General features: G+C 69.7%; 16 protein-coding genes. 5 read left to right on the forward strand and 11 right to left on the reverse strand.

All coding sequences use genetic code 11. From position 1 onward, the window contains the following. The first annotated feature begins 71 nt into the window (after window positions 1-71). Window positions 72-416 carry a hypothetical protein gene (locus tag ACFWBD_RS34245; protein ID WP_385675592.1) on the forward strand — a complete coding sequence of 115 codons (345 nt, stop codon included), beginning with the start codon at window positions 72-74 and terminating at the stop codon, window positions 414-416. Between the two features lie 59 nt (window positions 417-475). Here the strand turns inward: ACFWBD_RS34245 and ACFWBD_RS34250 are convergent, their stop codons facing one another. From ACFWBD_RS34250 to ACFWBD_RS34300, 11 genes are all read right to left on the reverse strand, one after another. Next, the gene (locus tag ACFWBD_RS34250) at window positions 476-1,918 is read right to left on the reverse strand and encodes a nickel/cobalt transporter (protein ID WP_385675595.1); all 1,443 of its coding nucleotides are present in this window, start codon (window positions 1,916-1,918) and stop codon (window positions 476-478) included. 3 nt (window positions 1,919-1,921) lie between these two features. Further along, entirely contained in the window at window positions 1,922-3,010 is a 1,089-nt protein-coding gene (locus ACFWBD_RS34255) for a DUF3500 domain-containing protein (protein ID WP_385675598.1), read from the reverse strand. A 133-nt stretch (window positions 3,011-3,143) separates the two neighbouring features. Further along, window positions 3,144-3,527 (reverse strand): aldehyde dehydrogenase family protein, encoded by a 384-nt coding sequence (locus ACFWBD_RS34260; protein ID WP_385675601.1) that lies wholly within the window; start codon window positions 3,525-3,527, stop codon window positions 3,144-3,146. Further along, window positions 3,413-3,679, reverse strand: a complete 267-nt coding sequence (locus ACFWBD_RS34265; RefSeq protein ID WP_385675664.1) for a hypothetical protein — start codon at window positions 3,677-3,679, stop codon at window positions 3,413-3,415. Before ACFWBD_RS34265 ends, ACFWBD_RS34260 begins: the two co-directional genes overlap by 115 nt. Next, complete coding sequence (locus tag ACFWBD_RS34270) at window positions 3,676-4,701, reverse strand: ABC transporter substrate-binding protein (protein WP_385675604.1); 1,026 nt, start codon at window positions 4,699-4,701, stop codon at window positions 3,676-3,678. Before ACFWBD_RS34270 ends, ACFWBD_RS34265 begins: the two co-directional genes overlap by 4 nt. Next, window positions 4,698-5,570, reverse strand: coding sequence for an ABC transporter permease (locus ACFWBD_RS34275; RefSeq protein WP_385675607.1), 873 nt, complete (start codon window positions 5,568-5,570; stop codon window positions 4,698-4,700). Before ACFWBD_RS34275 ends, ACFWBD_RS34270 begins: the two co-directional genes overlap by 4 nt. Continuing rightward, on the reverse strand, window positions 5,567-6,328 hold the full coding sequence (locus ACFWBD_RS34280; protein WP_385675610.1) for an ABC transporter ATP-binding protein: 762 nt from the start codon (window positions 6,326-6,328) through the stop codon (window positions 5,567-5,569). The genes ACFWBD_RS34275 and ACFWBD_RS34280 overlap by 4 nt, the downstream gene beginning before the upstream one ends. After that, complete coding sequence (locus tag ACFWBD_RS34285; RefSeq protein WP_385675612.1) at window positions 6,325-7,275, reverse strand: DUF6282 family protein; 951 nt, start codon at window positions 7,273-7,275, stop codon at window positions 6,325-6,327. Before ACFWBD_RS34285 ends, ACFWBD_RS34280 begins: the two co-directional genes overlap by 4 nt. 125 nt (window positions 7,276-7,400) lie before the next feature. Continuing rightward, window positions 7,401-8,072: a GntR family transcriptional regulator gene (locus ACFWBD_RS34290; RefSeq protein ID WP_385675615.1), complete on the reverse strand. Its 672-nt coding sequence runs from the start codon at window positions 8,070-8,072 to the stop codon at window positions 7,401-7,403. A gap of 254 nt (window positions 8,073-8,326) precedes the next feature. Further along, a complete protein-coding gene (locus ACFWBD_RS34295; RefSeq protein WP_385675617.1) occupies window positions 8,327-9,826 on the reverse strand; it encodes a cellulose binding domain-containing protein in 1,500 nt (499 codons plus the stop codon). A 291-nt stretch (window positions 9,827-10,117) separates the two neighbouring features. Further along, window positions 10,118-11,437: a radical SAM protein gene (locus tag ACFWBD_RS34300; protein WP_385675620.1), complete on the reverse strand. Its 1,320-nt coding sequence runs from the start codon at window positions 11,435-11,437 to the stop codon at window positions 10,118-10,120. A 148-nt stretch (window positions 11,438-11,585) separates the two neighbouring features. On the opposite strand from ACFWBD_RS34300, the gene ACFWBD_RS34305 reads away from it, so the two are divergent. From ACFWBD_RS34305 to ACFWBD_RS34320, 4 genes are all read left to right on the forward strand, one after another. Continuing rightward, window positions 11,586-12,830 (forward strand): FAD-binding protein, encoded by a 1,245-nt coding sequence (locus ACFWBD_RS34305; RefSeq protein ID WP_385675623.1) that lies wholly within the window; start codon window positions 11,586-11,588, stop codon window positions 12,828-12,830. A gap of 152 nt (window positions 12,831-12,982) precedes the next feature. Then, window positions 12,983-14,236, forward strand: coding sequence for an ROK family transcriptional regulator (locus ACFWBD_RS34310; protein ID WP_385675626.1), 1,254 nt, complete (start codon window positions 12,983-12,985; stop codon window positions 14,234-14,236). A 290-nt stretch (window positions 14,237-14,526) separates the two neighbouring features. Beyond that, window positions 14,527-14,778: a hypothetical protein gene (locus ACFWBD_RS34315; protein WP_385675629.1), complete on the forward strand. Its 252-nt coding sequence runs from the start codon at window positions 14,527-14,529 to the stop codon at window positions 14,776-14,778. 284 nt (window positions 14,779-15,062) lie between these two features. Beyond that, window positions 15,063-16,328 (forward strand): ABC transporter substrate-binding protein, encoded by a 1,266-nt coding sequence (locus tag ACFWBD_RS34320; protein WP_385675632.1) that lies wholly within the window; start codon window positions 15,063-15,065, stop codon window positions 16,326-16,328. The last annotated feature ends 10 nt before the right edge of the window (window positions 16,329-16,338 follow it).

Consider the following 16,338-nt stretch of genomic DNA (forward strand, 5'->3'; position numbering starts at 1 on the left):
AGGTGCCGTCCAGGACGGAGCCCGTCTCCACACCGTCCACGGTCAGGGTCAGGCGGTCCCCCTGTGGGGCGGTGAGTGCAGCGCCGTGCTCCACGAGGAGTTCGTCGAGCCGGGTGATCGCGGCGGCCTCCCAGGTCTCGCCGCAGGCAAGGGTCTTCCTGCGGCCGGGCGCCACGGCCGGTGTCGCCGCGACGCCGCTCCCGACGGCGAGCAGCGCGCGCACCCGCGACCTCAACGGCACTCCGCGTTCCGCGAAGGTCTGCTCCGTGGTCTCCGTGGTCTCCGTCGTCTGGGTGATGACTTCGCACATACTCAACTCCCTTGCTCTCAAGGCAGTTCATGGGAGGACCGGTTCGAGGGTGGGTGGCAGGGCGTGGACCAGCGACCAGGGAGCCGCAGAAGTGCGCGTCCTGTGATTCGGTCGGCAGATCACGGCCGGCCGGAATACGAGCCGTTCCGCATCCCGGCGCATGGCCTACCCCGTGAGCCCGCCCACCCCGTTGACCGCGATGGTCAGGCCGAGAACCGTCACCACACCGGCGGAGATTGCCGGCAGCCACCGCATCACCGAGCTGGGCGGCCCAGGACACCGGAAGCGCTCCAGACCCGCGCGGGCGTGCACCAGGATCAGACCCAGTCCGACGAGCACACCGGCGAGGCCGGCACTGAAAGCGACGATCATGGCAAGGCCCAGGGCTGTGCGGCCCAGCCCGATGGCCAGCAGAAGAACGGTGAGCGCCTCGGGGCAGGGCACGATTCCACCGGAGACGCCCATGGTGGCGATGGACCGGAAGGTCGTGGGCATGACGGGCGGGTGATCGTGATGACGGTGTCCGCCGTGGCCGTGGCCGTGGCCGCCGCGTGTGTTCGCGTGGGCGGGCGCATGCTCGTGCGCACGGGCGGGCGCGTGCCGGTGGGCGTGGTCGTGCGCGTGCTCGACCTCGTCCGCCCGCGGCCACCGACCCCGCAGCAGTCGGACCCCCAGGACCAGCACCACCACCCCGCTGGCCACCTCGAGCACCGGCACCAGTACGCCCGGCACGATGAACTGCCCCGCGACCAGCACCGCCGTACCGAGCGCGATCACGGAGGCGGTGTGCGTGACAGTGATGACACCGCCGAGAATCACCGCCTGACGAGCTGTGCTGTGGGTTCCCACCAGGTAGGAGGCGAGCAGGGCCTTGCCATGGCCGGGCGTGAGGGCGTGGAAGGCGCCGAGCAGTGCGCAGGTGGCGATCAGCGCCAGCAGGGCCCAGGGCGAGGACAGCGGGGTGCGCAGAGCACTGAGCATGGCGCCGCCGCTCGATGTGTCCTGCTGCGCGGAGCCGGTTGAAGTCGTCGTCCCTCCGGGGGTGCTGGAGAGGTCGACGGTGATCGTGCGCCCCTCGTCGGCGCGTTCGACATCCGCCGGTCCCGCCGGCTTTCCTGCCGGCACCAGCACGTTCGCCTGCACGGTCGTACCGAAACCGCCGGGTGGGTCGTACGTGTTGGTGAAGGTGATGCTACGGCTGCCGGACGGCAGGGCGGCCGTGAGGTCGAGGGTGACCGCACCGCCTGCGGAGGCGAGCAGCGCGTAGTCCGCGTACGTGCTCCTGGTCAACTCCAGTTTGACGACCCTCCCCTCGGATTTCAGCCCGAGTGCCGAGGTCACGCGCCGGGCGTGCGCGGCCGTCTCGTCGGCTCCGAGTTTCCCGTCGCCGTCGGTGTCGAGGGCTTCGATGAATGCGGGCGCCACCAACACGCCGGGTGTGAGCACGAGTTGGATGTCGAGCCGGGAGCCGTCGGGGGTGAGGTACGCCTGCTGGACGATCTCGTCGGTGGGGTGGGCCCAGGCCGGGGCGGCCGCGAGGCCTGACCCGGCGGCGGCCAGCACGAGGCCGGCCGTCCAGCGGGCCAGGCGGCGTTCGATGGCGCTCACGGATCAGTCTCCCACGCCGTAGTCGTTGCCGGTCTCGCGGTAGATGGCGTGGATGTGGCTCGCACCCCCCATGTTCCGCTGGTGGGCGAACTCGATGGTGAAGTCGGGGCTCTGGACGCGGTAGTAGACTGGCTGACCGCTCGACGTGGAGCCCGACCAGGCGAAGTACGTGGAGTCGAGGTTCTCTTCTGCCGACTCCAGCTTGGCCGCGGCCTGTCCGTCGTTGAGCGGGCTGATCCACTCGGTGACGAGATCGAGCAGCAGGGTCTTCTGCGCGGTGGTGAAGGTGGAGGCCTGGACGCCCTCGTAGGCCAGGGTCTTCCCGTCCTGTCCGGCGCCCAGGATGATCTCCGTGACGGCCGTGTCCAGGACGGCGGCGGCGAGTTGCGTGCTGTTGAGCGACTGGACGACCGCGAACGCCTTGTCGGTCTCGCCGGCCAGCGGCTCGTAGCTCACGCCGTTCAGGGTGTAAGTGGCCGGCTGGACGCCGAAGAGGGTCGGGGCCAGGGTCATGGTGTCCCCGGTCAGCGTGATGTTGACGGCCAGGTGGTGGCCGCCGTACTGGACGGTCCACCGGCCCGTCGAGGACGGGGTGCCGAGGATGCGGATCCAGTAGTGGTCCGAGCCGTAGTCGTCGCTGCCGGTCGAGGTGTGCAGGACGCCGTCGGCGGTGGTGATGCCGGTGACCTGCTCGTAGCCCTCGTCACTGAGCGCCGTCTGCAGGATGGCGAGCACCGCCGTCTGCTGTGTGGAGGTCAGGGTGTCCATGCGCAGGCCCGCGCGGGTGAACAGGCCATCGGGCAGGTTCGACCACTGGGAGAGGTTGGACTGGGTGCGGGACGCCTGGACGGTCGACTTCTGCGTGCTGCTGAGAGTGGCCAGGAGCGCGTTGACCGCGGTGAGGGTCTCGGAGGCAGCCGCGGCCTCGGCGGAGTAGGCGACGGCGGTGGTATCGCCGCGGGTGACGGTCGCGACTCCGACGTCACTCGTTGCGAGCACCGAGGCGGCCAGGGCCGCGGTAGCTACGGTGAGGGCGACACGGCGGGTGCGACGGGCGGGGCGCCCGGCCGGGTCTCTCTGGGGCAGTAACACGTGGCCTCCTGATCGGAAGACGGCATGACCGTTCGTGTGGGAACGCCAAGGATTTTGAACCGGCCACGTCAATTCCGGTTCAAGAGAGCATCAAATTCGTCAACGATTCCGTTAACAACGGGGCTGCCGTGATTCATGTGAGATTCACAGCCGTGCCCCGCGTACCGGACCGGGGCCGTGCGCGTCGCACCAGCCGCTCGGGCAGACCGGTTTCGAGGAGTGCGCGCACGAGGGCGGTCACGCACAGTGGGGTCTGCCCGGCAGGCTTGAGCATCACCGCGTTGCCGGCCGCGAGGGCGGGTGCGATCTTGTGCGCGAAGGTGCTGAGCGGTGTGTCGAAGTGAGGGCCGGCGGGCGCCGTGGCGGTCGTCCAGGCGGACGCGACCAGTGAGTGACTGACCGTCAGACCTGCCGAGTGGTCGTCCCCCGGCCCCTCCCCCACCCCGCACAGGTCGCGCCGGAGTTCATCGAAGGGGTAGGGACCGGTGGTGAACTCGTCATGGTGCCGCGTGCGCACCCGATGTTGCGGGTGTGCCGGCTGTTGCCGCCGCGGAAGTGCACGGGTGCGCGTTCCAGCACCCGTGCTCCGGCGTCGGCGGCGGTCAGCGCGCTCACGAACGCCGCGTCGCCGCCGCCGATGACCACGATGTCCGCGTCGTCCGCGTTCACGTCTCGCGCAGGTTCGCCGGGACGAGCTGGTCGTAGTCGGGACCCTTCGTGATGAGGCCCGCGGCCTTGTGGAACGCGACCGCGGCGTCGAAGGAGGAACGCGGGAAGCCGTTCGTCGTCCGGATCTCCCCCTTGAGCAGCGGAAGCAGTGCCTGCAGTGCGGAGTCGGGCATGCCGCTGCGGTATGCGGCGAGCAGCCTCCTGATCTCCGCGGAATCGCCTCCGTGGATGTCCTTCCTCGCCCGTACGAGGGCTCTTTGGAAGGCGGCTATCTCCTTCGCCTTCTTCTTCAGGACGCTCTGGGTGGTGAACATGACGCCGTGGGACACGTGCTGCAGGCCGGGGACATCGCCGCGACACGGGGAGATGTACGTGGTGCCGGCGCCGGCCCCCTCCGCCTGCTGGGCCAGCGGCTGGGCGAAGGAGAGGACGTCGACCTGGCCGCCCTTCAGGGCGCCGAGCGCGGCGGTGGGCTCACTGCCGAGGTTGACCAGTTCGGCGTCCTTCCTCGGGTCCAGTCCGGCCTTCCTGAACAGGTAGACGACCAGTGCCTCGGTGCCGCTGCCCGGGCCGGTGATGCCGATCTTCCTGCCCTTCAGGGACATGATCCGCTCGTCCAGCGAAGCGCTGTCCGCTGCTCCCTCGAACTTCGTGCCGGTGATGATGTCGATGTAGTAGGTGTCGACCATGTCCGCGACGAGGCCGAGGGCGCTGCCGGTCTCGGACAGTTTGAGGACGTCGGTCATCACCCCGCCGCCGAGCTCGATGCTGCCGGACTTCAGCGCGGCGGCCACCTTGGAGCCGTTGCCGAGCACCACGGGCTCCTCGAAGGTGACGCCCTCCTCGTCGAAGTAACCCTTCTCGGTCGCGACGAACATCGCAAAGAAGGCGATCGACGTGCTGACCTGCCCTATCGACAGCTTGCCGGTCTCGGTCGCGCCGCCGGAGTCGGTGCAGCCCGCGCCGGCCAGCGTGACCACTCCGGTGGCAAGCACGCTTCTGACGAGTTGACGACGGTTCATGTGCGGCCCTCCAGAGGCTTCCAGCGGTTGGCCCGGCGATCGAGTACGCCGACCATCAGGTTGAGCACCGTGGCGATCGTCCCGAGCACGACGAGCGTCGCGAAGACGCCCGCCGTGTCGTAGTTGGCCGCCGCGTCGCTGATGAGGTAGCCCAACCCCCGGTTCGAAGCGACCAGTTCACCGATCACCGCACCGATCAGGGAGTAGGGCACGGCAACCTTGAGACCGGTCAGCAGCCCCGTCATCGAAGCGGGAAGTACCACCTTCCACACGACGTCACGGCGGCGGCCGCCCATCAGCCGCACCGCGTCGATCAGTCCGCGGTCGACCTCGCGCACGCCGACGGCGGTGTTGAGGAAGACCAGGAAGAACACGGTGACCGCGGCGAGCACCACCTTCATCTGGAGGCCGATGCCGAACCAGACGATGAACAGGGGCGCGAGCGCGACCTTCGGCAGCGAGTACAGCGCCACGATGAACGGGTCGACCACACGGTAGAAGGTCGGCAGGGAGGCGAGGACGAATCCCGTGAGCGCGCCGGAACCGGCACCGAAGGCGAACCCGAGCATGACCTCCTGGAGGGTGACCCAGGTGTTGGACCACAGCAGACCGTCCCGCTGCCAGTCGGCCAACCGGTGCACGACGTCGAGCGGCCGACTGGTGAACGTGACGTCGAACAGGCGGCCCGCGGACAACTGCCAGGCGACCAGCAGCACCACGACGAAGACCAGCCGACCGCCCCAGATGATCACCGCGCCACCGTGCTTGTCCCACCAGCTGCGGTTCAACGGCACAGTGACCGACTGGCCGATGTTCTTCTCGGTGCTCATCGTCGTGTTCGTCGTCTCGCTCTCCTCCACCGTGCTCACTGCGCCTCCCGGAGTGCCACTGTCGTCTCCTTGTGCAGGCTCACGAAGTGCGGGTCCACTCGCAGTTCGTCCGCGTCACGCGGCCTCGGCAGGTCGATCTCCTTGTCCAGGACCACCCGGCCGATCCGGCCGAGCACCACGACCCGGTCACCCAGCAGCAGCGCCTCCTCGATGTCGTGGGTCACGAACACCACGGTCTGTCCGCTGCCCTGCCACAGCCGCAGCAGCTCGGCCTGGAGCACGGAACGCAGTTGTGCGTCGAGTGCGCCGAAGGGCTCGTCGAGCAACAGCACTTCGGGGTCGCCGGCCAGCATCCGGGCCAGGCTCGCCCGGCGCCGCATGCCGCCGGACAGTTCACGCGGGTAGTGACGTTCGAAGCCGGTCAGGCCGACCCGCTCGACGAGGTCCATGGCGCGCCTGCGGCGCTCCTTCGCGTCGACTCCCCTGATCTCCATGGGCATCTCGACGTTGCGGACGACGTCACGCCAGGGCATCAGCGTGTCGGACTGCGTCATGTAGCCGACCTCGGTACGCGGACCGGACACCGGCTTGTCGCGGTAGGTCACCACGCCCGACGTGGGGTGCATGAGCCCGGACATCATGTTCAGCATGGTCGACTTGCCGCAGCCGCTGCGCCCGAGGACCGTGACGAAGCAGCCCTCCTCGATCCCGAGGCTCAGCTCGCGCAGCGCCACGATCCCCAGGTCGCCCTTGACGAACTGTTTGGTCAGCCGCCGGACTTCCACGACGCTGCTCACCGCTGCCGCCGATCCTTCGTCGCGCCGGCGAGCCAGCGGGTGTTGCCCACGGCCATGGTGTGAATCTCCGCCTCGGTGAAGCCCGCGTCGAGCAACCGGTCGGCGAGGAGCGGCAGGCCGTCCTCGACCGGAGGGTTGAAGGGCTGCCCCAGATCGCTGGAGAGCACGGAGTGCTCCGGGCCGACCGCCCGGATGTTCTCCAGCCACAGCTCCCAGGAGACCTTGCCGGTGTACGGAGTAGCGAAGCACCGTTCCAACAGGGCTCCTCGGGCGGCGAGTTCACGCTGAAGCCGCACTCCCACCCGCTGGGAGGTGAACTCGGGATGGGTGACCACGATGCGCCGTACACCCTCCTCGGTCGCGGCGTCCACGACGGCGGCGATCTCGTCGGAGTGGAGATGGCCGGTGGCGAGCGTCATGTCGTGCGCGGCGATCACCCGGAGCACCTGACGGGTGATCTCCAGGACTGCGCCGTCCGCCCCGACCACGTCCACCGGGTCGGCCGCCATGCCGGCGGCGCGCAGTTCGTTCTGGAGCCGAACCCACATGGGCGGCGTGGCGCCCTCGGGACTGCCTGCCGCGCAGGCCCGTTCATTGGCGCTGTCCACGGTCGGCAGCCAGACGAACCGCGCCCCGCCGCGACCGGCGATCTCCACGGCGACCGGGTTCATCCCACCCACCGAGCCGTTCAGCGTGATCGCCCCGACCGCACCGAAGCCTGGCACGGCGGTCCGGACCACCTCGGCCCGTTCCGCTGTCGGAACGTAGTGCGATTTGAGCACGAATCCGTCGAGGCCGACCTCGGCGAAGCGGGACGCGAGAGTCAGATCGTCGACCCGGCGCTTCATCAGGTCGGGTGCGATGTGGACATGGATGTCGTAGGCCCCCGCGACGAGCGCGCGGGACCGGTCCGAAGGTGTCGGATGCGTGGCTGATCGGTGGGCCATGTACGGCTCCTGTCGCCAATTTGGTGACCCAGATTGTTGACAATCATCCGGGAGTCGTCAATGGTCCGCGCAGAAAGTGGTGCCTGATCCCCGACCGAGCACCTCCCCCACCAGGGCCGACGCGTCTAACTCACAGAAAAAGGAGGCGAGTTGTTCGTCCCGCGCAGGGCGTCGATCACGCTCCCGACGTGGTGCCGGACGGCCTTCTCCGCCGCATCGGGATCACGACTGCAGAGGGCGTCGATGATCGCGAGATGCTCCGGCAGCGAGACGGACGGCCGCCCCGGCTGCATGGCCAGCCGGAACTGGTGGCGAACCGCCTGACCTCGCAGCCGCTCGATCACACCCTCGGCGATGCCCTGTCCGCTCATCTCCAGGACGCGGCGGTGCAGCCGGTTGTTCAGCTCCGAGTAGGCCATCACCGCACCGGCGTCGACCGCAGCCGCCATCTGCCGGCGTATCTCGCGCAGTTCGGCCATCTCCTCCTCGGTCACCCGCTGCGCGGCCTTGGCCGCACAGAGACCCTCGACCACCATCCGGACCTCGGTGATCTCAATCGCCTCGGCCAGCGAGACGGCCCGCACCCGGGCGCCCCGGTTGGGGATGCGCTCCACCAGCCCTTCGTTGCCCAACTGGAGCAGCGCGGAGCGCACGGCTCCGCGGCTGGCCGCGAACCGCTCCGACAGATCGGCCTCCACAAGCCGTTGGTCCGGGGCGTAATCCCCGCTCACGATCGCCCTACGGATCGCCTCGACGACCGGGTCGGGCCCGGACGGGACGTTGCGCGCAGCCGGCACGTGACCTCCTTTCCAGGTCTCCCCCGCTCAGAGGGCAGACTGACAACGATATTGTTGCCAATTCTGGGGAGTGTCGATGAATTCCACCAGCGTCGAGGAACTGTGCGTCGCCGTACTCGGCCTGGGACACGCGGGCGGCGCCATCGCGGGAGACCTCGTCGGCGCGGGCGTGCACGTGAGAGGGGGGCGGGAACCCCGCCCCCCTCTCCGTCCTGCGCTCAGCTTCCGCCGGCGCCCGGTTCAGCCGCCGTGCGTCAAGAGCTCGTGCACGTCTGTCCGTTGAGGGTGAACGCGTACGGCGCGCTGTTCCTGCTCTGCCAGGAGGCGAGGAAACCGAAGGTGAGCGTGCCGTTCGCCGAGACGGACCTGTTGTAGTCGGCGGCGGTCGCGGTGACGCGCGAGCCGTTCTGGGAGAGGCTCGCGTCCCACATCTGGTCGACCTTCTGGCCGTCGCGGAAGGACCAGGCCACACGCCAGGAGTCGAGCGTCACGGCGGTGGTGACGGTGACGGTGGCCTGGAAGCCGTCGGGCCACTGGTTGACGAGGTCGTACGTGACCTCGCAGACCGCCGCGTCCTCGCTCCCCCCGGCGCCGGCGGTGGCCGAGGAGGTGCCCTGGGGCTCGGGGTCGGGCTTCCCGGCGCCGTCGCCGCCCGTCGCCGAGGGCGTACCGCTCGCGGACGCGGCCGGGCCGGACGAGGACGGCGCGGCGGAGGTGGCGGGATCCGCGGACGGCAGGACGGAACCGGGGCCGGCCACCGGGCTGCTGTCCGCGGGGTTGCCCTGGGCGACGTTCTCGCCGCCGGTGCCGCCGCCCGTGCCGCCGGGCATCATCGACACGGCGAGTGCCACCACGGAGACCAGGATGGCGGCGGCGAGCATTCCGCCCCGCAGCACGCGCGCCCTGCCGGCGGCGGCCTGCGCCGCCGCGCCCTCGGCGTCCGGCGCGTCGGGGCGTCCGGCGCCGAGGCGCACCTCGGCGGCCCGCCGGCGGCGCTCCAGGTAGGCGAGGCCGCCCCAGCCGATGACGCCCTGGGCGAGGGCGGCGGGCAGCCCGCCCCCGTGCAGCCGCAGACAGGCGGCGGCCTCCGCGCACTCCACGCAGGTGGCGAGATGGCGGGAGAGGTCGGGGGGCGTGTCGGCGGCGGGCGAGCGGGTGACGGCGTCCAGGAGCCGGACGTAGCTGCGGCACTCCGCGTCCATCGGCGTGTCGAGATGGTTGCGGTGGCAGCGGTCCCGGAACAGTCCGCGAACCTGGTTCAGCTCCTCCACCGCGGTGGTCGGGTCGAGGCCCTGCCTGCGGACCACGGCGTGCAGCGGCAGTGCCTCCACCTCCGCCAGCCACAGCAGAGCGGCGTCCGGTTCCTGCATGTCACGCAGTCCGCGCAGGGCGATGGGACGGCTCAGGGGCGGTCCGACGTACCGTGCGGCCTTGTCGGAGTTCAGCCACAGGCGCAGATCGGGGTCGAGTCTGTGGCCCTGTCCTCGGGCCTCCCAGGCGGCGGCCGTGGTGCGCACGGCGGTCAGCAGCAGCGGGATCCGGGGCAACCGGGACGAGCGACGGCCGGCACCGCGTGCGGTACCGTCCTCGGCGGCGCGGGCCTCGCGTATGCCGAGTGCGAACGCCTCACGGGCCAGTTGGTTCGCCGCGGTCGAGCCGGACGTGCACAGGTCGGCGTACGACAGGACGGCGTCCCAGCACTCGGAGAACAGCGCGGCCTCGGCGGCGTCCTTCGGGGTCGGCAGGTCGGGCATGAGTCTCCTGCATCCACAAGCGAGGTCAACTCACCATGACGGCAATGGAGTTGGGGGGAACCTCGCGGCAGGGGCAGAGCTTTTCACGTTTCCAACACAACTGACAAGCGCCCTGTTCAGATGTCATGTCAGGACACCAGGACAGGCAGCGGAACAGAGGGCGAGAAGGCGGCCGCGCCCGGTACTCCGGCCTGTAGTACGGACGCGGACCGCCCTGTGCTCAACACCGAGGCCAAGTTTCGACACCGGTTTCGGGGACTGTTTCACGGACCGTGGAGACCGTTGCGGGGACTATACGGTCGCCGGGTCCTCTGCCGGAAGGCTGTCCATGAAGGAGCTCACGGAGAACACCGCGCGGCCGGGTCCGGGCTGTCCGTAGCCGGGCGGCGAGGCGAGACCGAACTCGTCCATCGTGGCGCGGTAGGCCTCCAGCAGCCGGATGTGGTACTCCAGCGGCGCACCCTGCGGGTTGGCCTTGCCCAGCGGGGTGGTGGGCTCCGGGCACCAGGTGGTGAAGCGCGGCGTGATGCCCTGCGACATGAAGAAACGCAGGCCCTCCGTGGTGGAGGCGATGGCCTCGTCGACGGTGGTGAAACCGAACGGCTCGGCCATCTCCACGCCCGCGACGAAGTTGGGGATCACGTTGCGCGCGCCGAAGATCTCCGCCGAGTCGAGGATCCGCTTGTGCCACTCGTCGCGGCCGACGTAGCGCTCCTTGCCCGGGCAGTACAGCTCGAACAGGCGGCGGTCCCACACCTCGTAGTTGGGGTGGTAGATCTGCACTCCGTAGTCCTTGAAGCGCTGCACGTCGTCGCGGGGCAGTGCCTGGGCGACGACCTTGCCGATCCAGCGGCCCGGGAAACGCTCCTCGATGGCCTTGGCGTAGTGCCCGTAGAAGTCGGCCTCGTCCCGCCCGGCGACGGTCTTGGTGATCGCGCCGCCGGTGAGGGTGTAGGCGGTGGACGCCTTCTGGGTGTCGTACCGGTCGATGATCTCCAGGGCTTCGAGGACCTCCTCGACGTCCTTCACCCCCGTGTACGGGCGGCCGGCCGCCTTGTGCTGGCGCCAGTTGTGGTTGATGTCGCAGTACTGGCACTCCTCCTTGGCGCCGAAGTACTGGCAGACCCGGAAAACGGTCAGGTAGATCAGGTAACCCCACTGGATGGTCGGGGCGACCTCCATGACGGACTTCCCGTTGGAGAGCTTGTGCCGGTAGTACTCCGGCATCGGCGGCACGCCGACGTCGGCGATGCGCTTTCCGTCGAGGTAGAGCCCGAGAAGACCCTCGTCGTCCGCCGCGACGCGGTACGGGGAGGAGGGATTCACCCGGACCGAGACGACCGTCCGCCGCAGGTCGTACGGGCCTCCCGTGAGGATGATCTCCTCCGGCGGGCGCCGCAGCGCGGCCTCGCCCAGCTCGGGCAGGGTGCCGTGGTCGAAGGAGAAGATGAAGTAGGACTTCGGTTTGACCTCGCCAGACTCGTTGTCGCTCAGCGCGGAGGGGTCGAAGGCCACACCTCCGCGCAGCAGGTCCTCCTTGAAGACCGCCTCCCGCGGAACATGCGGAAACCGCTCCATCAGATCCTCGACCAGCGCGGTACGGCTGCCCATCCCTCTGTCCTCCCGGCTCAGGCGTACGACTCCTCACGGTATGCCCCCGGCGGCGCGGAGGTGGGGGCGGGGTCTCGTGTTGCGGGCAGGGTAGGTTCCACCTGGGAATTCCGGGTTCTCGATCTCCTCGGAAAGGGCGAGCAATCGCATGACCGAAACCGTTACCAACTGGGCCGGCAACATCACCTTCGCCGCCGGGGAGCTGCACCGTCCGCGCTCCCTCGACGCGCTCCGCTCGCTCGTGGCGGGAAGCGGGCGGGTGCGGGTGCTCGGCAGCGGGCACTCGTTCAACGAGATCGCCGAGCCCGGCGGCGACGGGGTACTGCTGTCGCTGAGCGCGCTGAACGGTGAGGTCGACGTCGACACCGCGGCCCGGACCGTACGGGTCGCAGGCGGGGTCCGGTACGCCGAGCTGGCGCGCCGCGTGCACGAGCGCGGGCTCGCGCTGCCGAACATGGCCTCCTTGCCGCACATCTCGGTCGCCGGGTCGGTGGCGACCGGGACGCACGGGTCGGGGGTCGGCAACGGCTCGCTCGCCTCGGCCGTGCGGGAGGTGGAGATCGTCACCGCCGACGGTTCGACCGTCGTCATCGGGCGCGGCGACCGGCGGTTCGGCGGGGCCGTGACCTCGCTCGGCGCTCTCGGGGTGGTCACCGCGCTCGTCCTCGATCTCCAGCCCGGCTACGAGGTCGAGCAGCACCTGTTCACCGAACTTCCCCTGAACGGGCTGGACTTCGAGACCGTCGCGGCGGCCGCGTACAGCGTGAGCCTGTTCACCGACTGGGGCGCGCCGGGCTTCCGGCAGGTGTGGCTGAAACGACGCACGGACGAGCCCCTCGCCGACTTCCCGTGGGCCACGCCGGCCGTGGAGGCGTTGCATCCGGTGCCGGGGATGCCGGCGGTCAACTGCACCGAGCAGTTCGGGGTGGCGGGGCCGTGGCACGAGCGGCTGCCGCATTTCCGGGCGGAGTTCACCCCGAGCAGCGGGAACGAGCTGCAGAGCGAGTACCTGCTGGCGCGCCCGCATGCCACCGAGGCGCTGTATGCGATCGACGGTATCCGGCAGACAGTCGCCCCCGTGCTCCAGGTCTGCGAGGTGCGTACGGTGGCCGCCGACGAGCAGTGGCTGAGCCCCGCCCACGGGCGGGACACCGTGGCGCTGCACTTCACCTGGATCGAGGACACGGCGGCCGTGCTCCCGGTGGTGCGGGCGGTGGAAGCGGCGCTGGAGCCCTTCGAGCCGCGGCCGCACTGGGGCAAGGTGTTCGAGGTACCGGCCGACGTGGTGCGCGGGCGGTACCCCCGGATCGACGACTTCACGGCTCTCGCACGGGTGCTGGATCCGGCCGGGAAGTTCACCAACGCCTTCGTCCGGGACGTCCTGGCGGGCTGAGCGCGCGCGACCATCGGGCGACTTCATAAAGCCCCTTTCCTAACCCCTTGTCGAACGGTTCGGCAGCCCATAACCTGGCGCGGCGCCGGTGCCGTCGCAGTGCGGGCCCGCCCGGCACGCAAGGGCACGGAAGGGATGAGGGGGCACGCTCCATGAAGCGCGGCACATCACGTGACATCCGCACCGCGAACCGCTACGAGGTTCTGCGTCAGATCATCGCCGCCTCGCCCACCTCCCGGCAGGAGCTCGCGGCCGCGACCGGTCTCTCGCTCGCCACCGTCGCCACCCTCGTCGGCGAACTGCTCGATCTCCGCATGATCACCGAGGTCGGGTTCGAGGACTCGGCGGGTGGCCGCCCCCGGGGCCTCGTGGCCGTCAACGCGTCGGGGGGCGCGTTGATCGGCGTGGACATCGCGGAAACCTACGTCCATGTCGAGCTCTTCGACCTCGCGCTGAACGTGCTGGCCCGCGCCGAGGAGAACATGCGGCCCGGTGAGAGCCGCCCCGAGCAGGTGGTCGGCCACGTCGCCGCGGCCGCCGGTTCGGTGGTCGCCCAGGCCGGGGTCGAGGCCGCCCGGGTGCTCGGCGTCGGGGTGAGCGTGCCGGGGCAGGTGGACCGCGCCACCGGCATCTCCGAGTACGCGCCCAACTGGGACTGGCACGACGTGCCGTTGCTCGACCTGCTCTCCGAACACATCGCGTATCCGCTGTACTTGGACAACCCGCTGCGTGCCGGCGCGGTCGCCGAGCTGTGGTTCGGGGCGGCGCGCGGGCACGGGGACGCCGTGGTGGTAAACCTGGGCACGGGAGTCGGGGCCGGCCTGGTCCTCGGCGGCGGGCTGCACCGGGGCGTCAGCAACAGCGCGGGCGAGTGGGGGCACACCACGCTCGTGCTCGACGGGCGACTGTGCCGCTGTGGCAACCACGGCTGCGTGGAGACGTACGTCGGCGCGCCCGGCATCATGCAGAACCTGCGTGAACTCAGCCCGCGAAGCCCGCTGTTGCATCCCGATGACCAGACCGCCACCATCGACGCCCTGGCCGCCGGGGTCGCCGCGAACGACCCGGTCGCCGTCAAGGTCGTCCGCGGCACCGCCCGCTACCTCGGCGCGGGCATCGCCAACCTGGTCAACGTGCTCAACCCCGAGGTGGTCGTCCTGAGCAGCTGGGTCGCCGCCCGGCTCGGCGAACCCCTTCTCGACGAGGTGCGGGAGGCCGTCGCCCGGCACGCGCTGAAACGACCGCTGGCCGCCAGCCGGATCGTCCTCTCCCCGATCCCCACCGACCCGGCGTGTCTGGGCGCGGCCACGTTCGCCCTCGAAGGGGCGTTGCAGTCGGTCGGGCAGAGAAACGCCAAGCGGGCCGCTTTCGCCGCCGTGAGGAGCCGTACCGCACCGCCCGCATGAACCATGCGGAACCGCACCACCTTCACGACGCCGGAAGGGACGCAGTGTTACGCGCACCGACAACGCCGTACGTCCTCTGCCCGGCGAAAACCGGGCAACCCGAGAAAGCCGAAGAAACGCGACGATTCGCTTGCCGTGACGGAGCGCCTGGCGGAAAACGCTCTCGCAAACCGCTGCCCGCCGACGCGGCTGATTCCTGCACCGGCACCCGCACCGGCACCCGCACCCGCACCGGCACCGGCACCCGGACGGGCCCCCGCACCGGCCCCGACACCCCCGCTCGGACGGCGGTGAGCAGTCCTGCCGTACGCCGCCGAGGGGGTGCCCAACGACGCCGCCGAACATCCACCGGCCGGCCGTCGGAGGCCGGAACAGTCATCACGCTCGCCGGTGACGACACCCCGGGCCGGTCGCCGAAGACCGGCGGACAGCGCGCCGGCCGGGCGGACGGCGAGTACCCCGCCGTCGGCGTCCGGACGGTCGTCGACGGCTCGGAAGTGATCCTCCACGGCGAGGCCTACGAGGCCCTGGCCAGGCGATAGCCGTCCGGAGATCACCCCACTGACCGAGGGCCGCCGGCCCTGACACCGGCGGCCCTCAACCCTCCTTCGACGCGCCCGCGTTACCCCTGCGGCAGCCGCTCCACACTCTTTGCTGCGGCCCCTCTCGTTCGCCATGCCGAACCGATCACAACGCTTCGAACAGACTTCGCCCAACCCCTTGCCGAAGGCTTAGCCGAAGGTTAACGTCCCGCTCCGCGACAGGAATTGAGCCACCTGCGCCGCGCCACAGAGCCGTAGCCGCACTTCGAGACAAGGACGTCGCCATGTCGGCAATGAGCAACAGCAACTGGTCCCGCAGGTCCCTCTTCCGAGCCGCCGCGGGCATGGCCGCCGCCGGCACGCTCGCCGCCTGCGGCGGCAACAACGGCCGCGGTGGCGGGTCCGGTTCGGGTGTCGGCCTCACGCAGTACTTCCACGCCTACGGCGAGGCGGGCACCGAGCAGGCCATCAAGAAGTACGCGAAGGCCTACGACAAGGCCGACGTGACCACGCAGTGGATCACCAGTGCCGACTTCGAGAGCAAGCTCTTCGCGACCCTGCTCACCAAGAACGCGCCCGACCTCTTCGAGTTCCACCCGCAGATCCAGATGATCAAGAGCGGTCAGGTGGCGGACCTGACCGACCTCATCGATCCGGTCAAGAGCGACTTCAATCCGGCCGACATCCAGTCGCACACGGTCGACGGCAAGATCTACGGCGTCCGCATGATCGACGACCCGCAGTTCTTCTTCTACCGCAAGTCGATGCTGGAGAAGGCCAAGGTCGAGGTGCCGACCACGCTCGACGAGCTGATGGAGGCCGCCGCCAAACTCACCACCGGCAAGGTCAAGGGCCTGTACATGGGCGACGACCTGCACAGTGTCATCAACCCGATGATCTGGTCGGCCGGCGCCGACACCCTCGATGAGAAGAACGAGATCGCCTACCACACGGACGGCGTCGTCGAAGGCATCAAGAAGATGCGCAAGCTGTTCACCAGCGGCGACCTCCTCCTCGGCGCACCGACCGCGTCCTGGGACCCCTCCTCCCTCAACCAGGGCCTGTGCGCCATCCAGTTCTGCGGCATGTGGGCGATGCCGGGGATCCAGACCGCGCTCGGCGACGACTGGGGGGTCTTCCCCTTCCCGAAGACCATCGACTCCGGCAAGCAGTCGGTCTACAACGGCGGCTGGTCGATGTTCGTCAACGCCAAGGGCAAGAACGTCGAGGCCGCCAAGGAGTACGTCAAGTGGCTCTGGATCGACCAGAAGAAGTACCAGGAGGAGTGGGCTACCGACTTCGGCTTCCACATTCCGCCGCGCACCTCGATCGCGCAGGCCGCCACCAAGCTCAAGTCGGGCAACGCCGCTGAAGGCGTCCGGCTCTTCAACGAGTTCGGGCACTTCGACAACATCGGCTGGACCCAGGCCATGATCACCTCCCTCGAGGACGTCTTCGCCAACAGCGTCCGCAAGGACATGGACCCGGAGGCCGCGCTCGACAAGGCCGACGCGGCCGTCAACCGCGAGCTCAAGAAGCTGTTCGGATAGGCCGCGGGAC

Origin of the sequence: Streptomyces sp. NPDC060002, assembly GCF_042737245.1 — a bacterium.
Taxonomy (GTDB): Bacteria; Actinomycetota; Actinomycetes; order Streptomycetales; family Streptomycetaceae; genus Streptomyces.

Coding starts and splice junctions, on each gene's coding strand:
- ACFWBD_RS34270 (WP_385675604.1), bottom strand. CDS start 4,701: ATGAACCGTCGTCAACTCGTCAGAAGCGTGCTTGCCACCGGAGTGGTC.
- ACFWBD_RS34285 (WP_385675612.1), bottom strand. CDS start 7,275: ATGGCCCACCGATCAGCCACGCATCCGACACCTTCGGACCGGTCCCGC.
- ACFWBD_RS34295 (WP_385675617.1), bottom strand. CDS start 9,826: ATGCCCGACCTGCCGACCCCGAAGGACGCCGCCGAGGCCGCGCTGTTC.
- ACFWBD_RS34300 (WP_385675620.1), bottom strand. CDS start 11,437: ATGGGCAGCCGTACCGCGCTGGTCGAGGATCTGATGGAGCGGTTTCCG.
- ACFWBD_RS34305 (WP_385675623.1), top strand. CDS start 11,586: ATGACCGAAACCGTTACCAACTGGGCCGGCAACATCACCTTCGCCGCC.
- ACFWBD_RS34310 (WP_385675626.1), top strand. CDS start 12,983: ATGAAGCGCGGCACATCACGTGACATCCGCACCGCGAACCGCTACGAG.
- ACFWBD_RS34320 (WP_385675632.1), top strand. CDS start 15,063: ATGTCGGCAATGAGCAACAGCAACTGGTCCCGCAGGTCCCTCTTCCGA.